5 protein-coding genes are annotated in these 4308 nt (G+C 73.6%); 1 reads left to right on the top strand and 4 read right to left on the bottom strand.

The window, feature by feature from the left end:
* Window positions 1-95: 95 nt before the first annotated feature.
* The 3 genes from ACWCSU_RS36770 to ACWCSU_RS36760 all read right to left on the bottom strand — a co-directional run bounded on the left by ACWCSU_RS36770 (window position 96) and on the right by ACWCSU_RS36760 (window position 2112).
* Window positions 96-407: an EthD family reductase gene (locus tag ACWCSU_RS36770; RefSeq protein WP_449941315.1), complete on the bottom strand. Its 312-nt coding sequence runs from the start codon at window positions 405-407 to the stop codon at window positions 96-98.
* An 88-nt stretch (window positions 408-495) separates the two neighbouring features.
* The gene (gene rraA, locus ACWCSU_RS36765) at window positions 496-966 is read right to left on the bottom strand and encodes a ribonuclease E activity regulator RraA (protein ID WP_449941312.1); all 471 of its coding nucleotides are present in this window, start codon (window positions 964-966) and stop codon (window positions 496-498) included.
* A 177-nt stretch (window positions 967-1143) separates the two neighbouring features.
* A complete protein-coding gene (locus ACWCSU_RS36760) occupies window positions 1144-2112 on the bottom strand; it encodes an NAD-dependent epimerase/dehydratase family protein (protein ID WP_449941311.1) in 969 nt (322 codons plus the stop codon).
* A gap of 207 nt (window positions 2113-2319) precedes the next feature.
* Between ACWCSU_RS36760 and ACWCSU_RS36755 the strand changes: the two genes are divergently transcribed.
* Complete coding sequence (locus ACWCSU_RS36755; protein ID WP_449941310.1) at window positions 2320-3891, top strand: serine/threonine-protein kinase; 1572 nt, start codon at window positions 2320-2322, stop codon at window positions 3889-3891.
* 58 nt (window positions 3892-3949) lie between these two features.
* Here the strand turns inward: ACWCSU_RS36755 and ACWCSU_RS36750 are convergent.
* On the bottom strand, window positions 3950-4308 hold a 359-nt coding region (locus ACWCSU_RS36750; protein WP_449941308.1), incomplete at its 5' end, for a hypothetical protein.

Genomic DNA, 4308 nt, shown 5'->3' with positions numbered 1-4308 from the left:
GCACCGTCCCCCTGTCGGTCAAGAAGTAACACCCGCACAGCGCGTACACGACGAAGGGCGTTCCCCGATCACGGGGAACGCCCTTCTCGCATGTCTCAGAGCACCGACGCCGACGGCCCGGTCGTCATCGTGACCCCCGCCACGGCGAACTCGCCCACGTCGGCGACCGCCGCCTGTCCCTTCTCGCTGGCCATCGCCGCGAGGAACGACTGCTCGTCGTCCCAGGTCAGCACCGCGACCAGGTGGTAGGCGGGCCGCTGCCCGCCCCCGGCCACCGGACGCTGGACGGTGTAGGCCCGCAGGCCGGGCAGCGCGGCCGCGAGCGGCACGTGGATCTCGTCGTAGTGCTTGTCGAAGGCCGCGACGTCCTCGGGGTGGTGGTAGAGCACGATGAGCTGGAATGCCATGGTCCGCCTCCGGATCGTGATGTCCTGCCACGAAATCACAGCCCGGGTTCCCTGATAACCCCGACGGAACGGGCAAATAGGAAGTAGGTCAGCTCGGCACGCGGGTGACCAGAATCCCGTCGTCGTCGCTGAACAGCTCGGCCCCCGGCGAGAACGTGACGCCGCCGAACGTGACCGGCACGTCCCGCTCGCCGGTGCCCGTCTTGCCGCTCTTGCGCGGGTTGGAGCCCAACGCCTTCACGCCGAGATCCAGCTCGCGCAGCGCGGTCACGTCCCGGACGGCGCCGTGGATCACCACGCCCGCCCAACCGGCCGCGACCGCCCCACCCGCGATCATGTCGCCCATCAGCGCGGCGTGCAGCGAGCCGCCGCCGTCCACCACCAGGACCCGTCCTTCGCCGGGCTCCGACAGGACCGTCTTGAGCAGGGCGTTGTCCTGGTGGCAGCGCACGGTGGCGATCGTGCCGTGGAAGGCGCGGCGCCCGCCGTACTGGCGGAGTTGCAGGTCGCAGGAGTCGAGCTCGTCGCCGCGCTCGTCGTACAGGTCCGCGGTGTTCATGGGGGCCTTTCCTGGCGGAGTGTCAGCGGTCGCGTTCATGCTGCCACGCCGGGCTCCCAGGAGGTCGGCAAGCCGGTCGGCCCGGCCGGGGTCGCGGCCCCGGCAGAAGGGCCCCGGGAGAAGGGCCCCGGGAGAAGGGCGGGGTCGCCGAGACCCACGTTCCGGCCGCCGGTTCCGCTATCGGTCGTGGCCCGCGCCGAGCCAGGAAGCGTAGTCGGCCACCCCGGTCTCGACGTCGTAGGCGGGCTCGAAGCCGGTGTCCTCGCGCAGCCGGGTGATGTCGAGGTAGGTGTCACGGCCGGTCCCGGCGGGGTCGCGGCCCTCGCGCAGCTCGACGTCCGCGCCGGGCACGGCCCGCCGGATCGCCGCGGCGACCTCGCCGTTGGTGGTCATCCGCCCGGTGGCCACGTTGTACGTGCGATGGCGCAGCCGCTCGGCCGTCTGCAGCGACGCGATGGCCCGCGCGCAGTCCTTGACGTAGCACAGGTCGCCGCCGTCCCCCGCGTACGCGCCCCACGCGGGGCTCGTCAGGTCCGGCGCGGAACCCCGTACGGCGGCGTGCACGAGCTGCGGCAGCAGGAAAAACGGCGAGCGCGGGTGCCCGAGCGGCCCCCAGATCGCGCCGATGCGGAGGTTGACCACCTCCAGGCCGGTCGCCGCGGCCAGATGACCGGCCATCAGCTCGCCGATCTTCTTGAACGTCGGGATCGGATGGGAGGCCGCCATCGTCAGCGGCAGGTCCTCGCCCAGCGGGCTGGGGGCCTCGACGCCGCCGTAGACGCCGATGGTGCTGGCCAGGCCGAGCCGGGACACCTGCCATTCGGTGGCCGCGTGCAAGACGTTGAGCAGGCTCGCGACGGACTTCTCGACCCCCTCGACCGGCTCGTGCGCGCCGGGCGGCCACGGGATCGAGCCGGCCAGGTGCACGATCCCGGTGATCTTGTGCCGGTCGCCCAGGGCGAGCAGCGAGGCGCGGTCGTCGAGGTCGGCCTGTTCGACGGCGAGCCGCCCCTCGGCCTCGCCGGCCAGCAGCGCGGGCACCTCGGGGGCCCGGCGCTGGACGAGTACGACGGATTCGCCGAGGTCGAGCAGCGCTCGCGCGGTGTGCGTCCCGATGAAGCCGAGCCCGCCCGTGATGAGGATCATGCTGTTCCTTTCATCAGCACCACTGATCGTCAGTGCTGCTGATGATTAACGTAGTACGCGGACAGGGCGGCTGTCCAATGGGGCATCCCGGGGGCGGCGGATCTGGATTCATCCCGCTAAAGTTCATGATTCGGTACCGCTGCTGTCCCCAGGAGTCACCGCCTCATGCCGAACGCCGAGCCTTTACGTCCTGGAGACCCCACGTCCTTGGGAGCCCACCGGATCACCGGATGGCTGGCCTCCGGCGGGCAGGGGGTCGTCTACCTCGGCCAGGGGCCGGACGGGCGGCCCGTGGCCGTCAAGGTCCTGCACGGCATCGTGGCCGGTGAACGGTTCGCCGCCCTGACGGAGGCGGCCCGCCGGGTCGAGCCGCCGGGCGTCGCGCGGGTGCTCGACGCGGCCTGGGGGCGGTTGTCGTACATCGTGAGCGAGTACGTGGAGGGGCCGTCGCTGGCCGAGGTGGGCCGGCTCGGCGGCGGTCAGCTGCGGCACCTGGCGGTCGGCACCGCCACGGGGCTGGCCGCGGTGCACCGGGCGGGGCTCACGCACGGTGACCTCAAGCCGTCCGGCGTGCTGCTCGGCCGGGACGGCGCGCGTCTGGTCGGCTTCGGCACCGCCGGCACGGGGCCGGGCTCCGGTCGCGCCGGTGCGGGGACCGGGCCCGGACAGGGGGCCGACGGGGGCGCGGTGGCGTACATGGCGCCGGAGCAGCTGGACGGAGGCTCGGCGGGGGCGGCGGCGGACGTCTTCGCGTGGGCGTCGGTGATGGTGTTCGCGGCCACGGGCCGTCCGCCGTTCGGCGACGACGCGCCGCCCGCGGTCGCGGGGCGCATTCTTCGGGGGGAGCCGCAGCTCGGCGAGCTGCCGGACCCGTTGCGTGAGATCGTCCGCGCCTGCCTGGCCAAGGATCCTCAGGCCCGCCCGCCCATGACGACCGTCCTGCCCCTCCTCCTGGGCGAACCCCACCCGGCCACCGCCCCCGGCCCGCATCCGACCGGCCCGCATCCGACCGGCCCGCATGCCGGTGGCACGTTCCCGGGTGGCGGGCAGGCCGGTGGCGGGCATCCGGCAGGGCTGCCGTCCGGCGGTCCCATGGCTGGTGGCGCGGCGGCCGGTGGTGCGGGGGCCGGCAGTGCGGCGGCTGGTGGTGCGGGGGGTGCTCCAGGGGTGGGGAAGGCGGTGGGGAGGCGGTCGCCGGTGCTGGTGCTCGGAGCCGGGGCGGTGGCCGTGTGCGTGGCGGCCGGGGTCGTGGTGTGGAACTCCGGCAAGCGCCAGGCGGACGCCGAGGTGCGTTCCGCCCAGGAAGCCGTGCGGACGTCCGCCACGGCGAGGCCGTCCAGGCACGGCACGGCCGCTCCGAGGCCCACGAGGACGCCGCAGCGCCGCGCGGCCCGCCCCCGTCCCACCCCCACCGGCTCTCCGGAACGCTCCACGCCGTCACCCACCCCCACCGGGACGGCGTCGTTCGCCCTGGCGTACGTCCGCGTCCAGGGCGCCTCGAAGATCAACTCCGCGGGGGTCACCTGCTACACCGGCGCGCTCAACTTCGCCGCCGGAGTGGACGCCACCCGCCCCGGCGCCGCCTTCTCCTACCAGTGGCTCTACGACGGCAGGGTCGTCGAGCGCGGAACGTCCCGCCTGCCGGCGGGCAGCCGCGGCGACTCCGTCAGCTCCAGGAGGCTCATCACCCCGGCGGGCGGCAGGCACACCGTCGCCTACCGGATCCTGAGCCCGTCGCCCAGGACGAAGTCCGTCACGTTCACCATGTGCGCGCCGTAGGCGGGCACGAGAAGGGCGGGCCCGCGCAGCGGACCCGCCCTGATGGCACGCACGGGCATCACAGCCCGTAGCTGACCACCCAATACCCGTTGTACCTTCCGCCGTAGCAGGACAGCCTGGTCGGGCTGTGCCAGCTGCCGACGACCGTGCCGCCGCCGATGCGGCAGCGCAGCGAGGTCACGTACTGGTGGTTCCAGCCCCACTCACGGTCACCGTCGCGCCAGCGCTCGTCGTCCTCGTCGTGGCCGCTCTCCCGCCAGCGGTTGTCGCGGCGGTCGTCGTCGTTCCAGCGCTTGTCCTCGTGGCGGTCGTCGTCCTTGCAGCGGTCGTCATCGCGCCAGCGGTCGTCGTCCTCGTCGCGGTCGCCGACCCAGGGGCGGTCGCTGTCCCACTGGTGCCGGTGGTCGTCGTCCTTGC

Source organism: Nonomuraea sp. NPDC001699 (genome assembly GCF_053596455.1).
This window is presented reverse-complemented; position numbering and strand designations above follow the sequence as displayed.

Excerpts from the sequence above, each read along its gene's own strand:
- ACWCSU_RS36770 (WP_449941315.1), bottom strand. The coding sequence starts at position 407 with ATGGCATTCCAGCTCATCGTGCTCTACCACCACCCCGAGGACGTCGCG.
- rraA (WP_449941312.1), bottom strand. The coding sequence starts at position 966 with ATGAACACCGCGGACCTGTACGACGAGCGCGGCGACGAGCTCGACTCC.
- ACWCSU_RS36760 (WP_449941311.1), bottom strand. The coding sequence starts at position 2,112 with ATGATCCTCATCACGGGCGGGCTCGGCTTCATCGGGACGCACACCGCG.